The 4,527-nt window shown below is 56.6% G+C and carries 4 protein-coding genes; all 4 read left to right on the top strand.

Annotated features, from left to right (window positions below; genetic code table 11):
* Nucleotides 1-116: 116 nt before the first annotated feature.
* Genes LC354_RS26435 through LC354_RS26420 form a run of 4 tightly spaced genes read left to right on the top strand, consistent with a single transcriptional unit; the run spans nt 117 to nt 4,470 of the window.
* Nucleotides 117-539, top strand: coding sequence for a helix-turn-helix domain-containing protein (locus LC354_RS26435; protein ID WP_223428936.1), 423 nt, complete (start codon nt 117-119; stop codon nt 537-539).
* 48 nt (nt 540-587) lie between these two features.
* Nucleotides 588-857 (top strand): hypothetical protein, encoded by a 270-nt coding sequence (locus tag LC354_RS26430; RefSeq protein WP_223428935.1) that lies wholly within the window; start codon nt 588-590, stop codon nt 855-857.
* 17 nt (nt 858-874) lie between these two features.
* Nucleotides 875-4,063: a site-specific DNA-methyltransferase gene (locus LC354_RS26425; RefSeq protein WP_223428934.1), complete on the top strand. Its 3,189-nt coding sequence runs from the start codon at nt 875-877 to the stop codon at nt 4,061-4,063.
* A 2-nt stretch (nt 4,064-4,065) separates the two neighbouring features.
* Complete coding sequence (locus LC354_RS26420; protein ID WP_223428933.1) at nt 4,066-4,470, top strand: hypothetical protein; 405 nt, start codon at nt 4,066-4,068, stop codon at nt 4,468-4,470.
* Nucleotides 4,471-4,527: the final 57 nt, after the last annotated feature.

Genomic DNA, 4,527 nt, shown 5'->3' with positions numbered 1-4,527 from the left:
ACAATACATGAACATGGCCGATTATCAAGCCTTGAAGGACAACATCATGTGCTCCCGGATCAAACGGGATAAGCCTTTTTGTTGAAAATGGCACATTCGTCAATAGGAAGCCGCAGTTGAGGCAAAATCCCACCGATTTGCTCGTTGGCATAGGGGCCAGACTTGCAATCACGCGCAATGAAATCGGACTGTCCCAGTCGGACATGGCCAAGGAAATCGGCGTGTCTCTGCGAGCCTATCATAGCTATGAGAAGGGCGAGCGGGGGTTGCCGATTGAGGCCCTGGTCATGCTCGATGAGAAATTTGGGGCCGACGTGACCTGGATTCTTCTGGGCACGAAAGCTGCGCGCGTGCAGCACGATATCGATGCGCTGGAAGAGTTTGAAACCTCTCTGGATCGCTTCCTGACCGAACAAGGCATTCGGATCAAAAGCGAGAAACGCGGAGCAATCGTAGCGCGGTGGTATCGGTCTCTTATCGTTGGGCCGGAGATCAAGATGGAAGACGTTCACACCTGGATTGAATTGTTGAGGGAGTAACAGATGCAAATCACGAACCTGCCACATTGGCAAAGACAGAAACTGGTTTTGATCGAGCGGATTCACAATGATCTCGCCCGCTATACGGACCCAATCTTTCACATCGTCCTGTTCGCCGCGGTCATCTATCTGCCGTGCTTTGCGCTGGTGATGGTTGGTGGCGCGGTCCCGGTGGGCGCGCTCGCGGCGCTTCTCGGGGTCTCGACAATCGCGCTGGTCATCATGTCGCCAGCACTTGCGCTTGCCGCCGGAATCCAGGCCTATTTTCAACGTAAGATTGCAAAACTTCGCCGACCCTCGCTGCAGGGTTCCAAGTAGGTTCAAAGGTTCATTTCATGACGTCCGATCTTTCCAATCTCATTCTTTCGCTTACCCCCGAAGATGGCTCTTCCATCGGCAATGGGTCCATGTTGGCACTGCTGCGCGACCATATCCCGACCCTGACGGACGAGGCTTATGCCAAGGCGCGGGATGCGTTGATCGACGATGGCACGCTGGGCCGGGGCAAGGGGCGTGGTGGGTCGATCTATCGGGCGGATGTGGCTGATCTGGAGCTGACCGCGCCCGTGGCCAAGGAACCCAAGGCCGCCACCGGCACGCGCAAGAAGACCACCCGCAAATCCGATGATCCGACGGAGGTGCTGTCTTATCGCCACGGCGAAACGCGCGTGAACAACCCCGAGGTGGGGATGGTGCATGCGGACACCGATCCCGATGGGGAGAAGACGCGCTGGCAGTACGATCCGCATCTGGACCCGGTGCTGAACTTTGATAGCGCACGCGGTGCGATTGAGACGTTGATTGATGATGCGCTGACCAGCGATGATCCGGTGCGGATGAAAGGCGCGTTGACGGAACTCAAACGCCTGCAGGCCCCTTACCTGAACTGGACAGGCAAGGCGGAGAAGACCTCGTTCGAGGTCGATACCGTCTCGCTCCATGTCCATGAACGGGTAGACCCGGCGACGATCCTGGCCAATGCGGCCAAGCGGCTGAAAGGGCAGGACGCGAGCGCGCAGTGGCGGCAGGCGGACCTGTTCGCGGCTCCGTTCGAGAACCTGCCCCTGCGCCAAGCGCTGGATTTCTACAGCCATGAAAAGGGCTGGTCGAACCGGCTGGTGGCGGGGGACAGCTTGCTGGTGATGAACTCGCTGCTGACCAAGGAGAGCATGGGCGGCAAGGTGCAAATGATCTACATCGACCCGCCTTATGGCATCAAATATGGGTCGAACTTTCAGCCGTTCACCAACAAGCGCGACGTGAAGGACCGTTCAGACGCCGACCTGACGCAAGAGCCCGAGATGATCAAAGCGTTCCGGGACACCTGGGAACTGGGCATCCATTCCTACCTCACCTATCTGCGCGACCGGCTGATGCTGGCGCGGGAATTGCTGACCGAGAGCGGGTCGGTGTTCGTGCAGATTTCAGATGAGAATGTGCATCGAGTACGAGCAATCATGGATGAGGTCTTCGGATACAAGAACTTTGTCAACTCTTTGATTTTTAAGAAGAAGAGTGCAACTCTCGTGACCGAAACTGTCTACGATGAGATTTTGTGGTTCGCAAAAGATCGCAAGGAACTGACGGTAAACCCGCTCTTTGACAAACGCGCGAACCCCGAGGGCGAAAGCAAGTTTAATACCATCTTCGATAAATCCGGGCGACCGATTGGCACGGCCAAACTTTCAGATGAGAGAATTGAAGCGCTGCTTGCCGAAGGTGGAAGGTGGGCGCGCGTTAACTATCCAATTGTAAGTCAGCATCCCAGTGACACGCGAAGCGATGACTTTGAATTTCGTGGCAATTCAAAGACGTGCGGGAACAACAAGCAATGGAGGTTCAGCTTAGATGAAGGGCTTCCTCGGCTTGTAAAAGCAGGAAGAATCTTTGACGGAGGGGGAGCGTCTCTTGGTGGCGTCTCATTTTGGGACGATTGGGATCGAGTAGGTAGGTCCAACATGTGGACTGACATGCATGGCGAGAAGTTTCCCGTTTATGTTGTTCAGACCGCGGAGCGGGCGATAGAGCGATGCCTTTTGATGACCACCAACCCGGGCGATTTGGTGCTCGATCCCACGTGCGGCTCGGGCACCACCGCTGTCATGGCCGAAAAATGGGGACGGCGGTGGATCACCTGCGACACTTCTCGCGTTGCGATCACGCTGGCCAAGCAGCGGCTGATGACCGCCAGTTTCGATTACTATGCCCTGCGTTATCCGCATGAGGGACTAAAGGGCGGTTTTGACTACGAAACCGCTCCTCGCGTGAAGTTAAAAAATATCGCGGACAACCCCGACATCGACACGATTTATGACGAGGATCAACCAAAGATCGCGGAGGCGCTGGAAGCTCTGAACGCCGCGCTCAAATCCGCACCCCCGTTGCCGATCAAACCCACCCAAGGCTATCGCAAGGGCAAACAAGTCTCGTTCCGCGATGGTGACGTGCTTGAGGAATGGGAGGTGCCCTTTGACCTCCCCGAGGATTGGCCCGAGGCGGCCAAGGCTCCGTTTGAGGCGTTCCACAAAGCCCGCCAAGCCATGCAGCGCCGCATGGATCAAAGCATCGCCGATCACGCCGATCAGGAAACGCTTTATGACAAGCCCCGGATCGACCGCAACAAGCTGCGCATCACCGGCCCGTTCAGCGTCGAGGCTGTGCCCGCGCCCACTGTGCTCTCGTTAGACGAAACCCTGCCAGCGGAAGAGGCCGACAGCACCGTTGCCCGCTCTGGCGAAACCTCCCGCCAATCTCTCTGGCGCGACGAACTGTTGAAAACCGGCGTGCGCGGCAAGGGCGGCAACATGATGAAATTCGCCGAATTCGAAGTGATTCCCGGCACCCGCTTCCTGCATGCCAGCGGCTCGGTCGCTGATACGGGCGAGCGCGTGGTAGTCAGTTTCGGCCCCGAACACGCAGCACTGGAGCAGCGCCAGGTCGAAGAGGCGATGAACGAAGCCTACACACTGATGCCCAAGCCGAAATTCCTGCTGTTCTGCGCCTTCACCTTTGACCCCGAGGCCGCCAAGGACATCGACGAGATGAACGTGCCCGGCATGACCTTCCTCAAGGTTCAGATGAACACGGACCTGCTGACCGAAGATCTGAAAAAGGCGCGCTCCTCGAACCAGTCTTTTTGGCTGATGGGCCAGCCCGAGGTCGATGTGCGCAAGCATGAGGATGGGCTGTGGCAGGTCGAGGTGCATGGCTTTGACTATTTCAACCCCAAGACCGGCGAGATCGAGGGCGGCGGCACCAAGCAGATCGCCATGTGGTCGCTGGATACGGATTACGATCAACGTTCGCTGATGCCGCATCAGGTGTTCTTTCCCATGGCCGATGCCAAGGGCGGCTGGAACCGGTTGAAAAAGACGATCCGCGCGGAGTTGGACGAGGACCTGCTGGAGCAGTTCCATGGGACGGTGTCGTTGCCTTTTGAGGCAGGCGATAACAAGCGGATCGCGGTGAAGATTGTGGATGATCGGGGCATCGAGTCCCTCAAGATAGTGTCTTTGGAGGCCTAACGATGCCAATCAAGAAGAGAAAGAAACGCGCTTCGATACGTCTTGAGAACGTTGGACCAATTTCTGAAGCAAAAGTGGATTTGGGCGACCTGACGGTTTTGGTTGGGCCGCAAGCCAGCGGCAAGAGCGTTTTCTTGCAGACGCTAAAGCTCGCGGCAGACCGAAACCATGTACTCGGGGTTTTTGAGCAGCAAAACGTTGTTTTCAACGGCGATCCCGCAGCTGTCATCAACGGCTTTTATGGACGCGGTATGGCAGGCATGTTGAACGGCAGCCCGCACGTTACATGGGAAGGACAGCGCTACGAGCTCCAGGCGCTTACCAAGTTCAAGAAGCCCAAATCTTCGCAGATCGAGAGGCTTTTCTATATTCCGGCACAACGAGTTGTTAGGCAGCACACCCATTAATTCTTGTTTGATTGCATAGTTTTGTGATTCAGTTTCGTTCAAACAACGGGCGGGAGG

This window comes from Tateyamaria pelophila, from assembly GCF_019966495.1.
Lineage (GTDB): Bacteria > Pseudomonadota > Alphaproteobacteria > Rhodobacterales > Rhodobacteraceae > Tateyamaria > Tateyamaria pelophila.
This window is presented reverse-complemented; position numbering and strand designations above follow the sequence as displayed.

Bases quoted from the DNA above. Each gene is read 5' to 3' on its own strand.
- LC354_RS26420 (WP_223428933.1), top strand. From the start codon at position 4,066: ATGCCAATCAAGAAGAGAAAGAAACGCGCTTCGATACGTCTTGAGAAC.
- LC354_RS26425 (WP_223428934.1), top strand. From the start codon at position 875: ATGACGTCCGATCTTTCCAATCTCATTCTTTCGCTTACCCCCGAAGAT.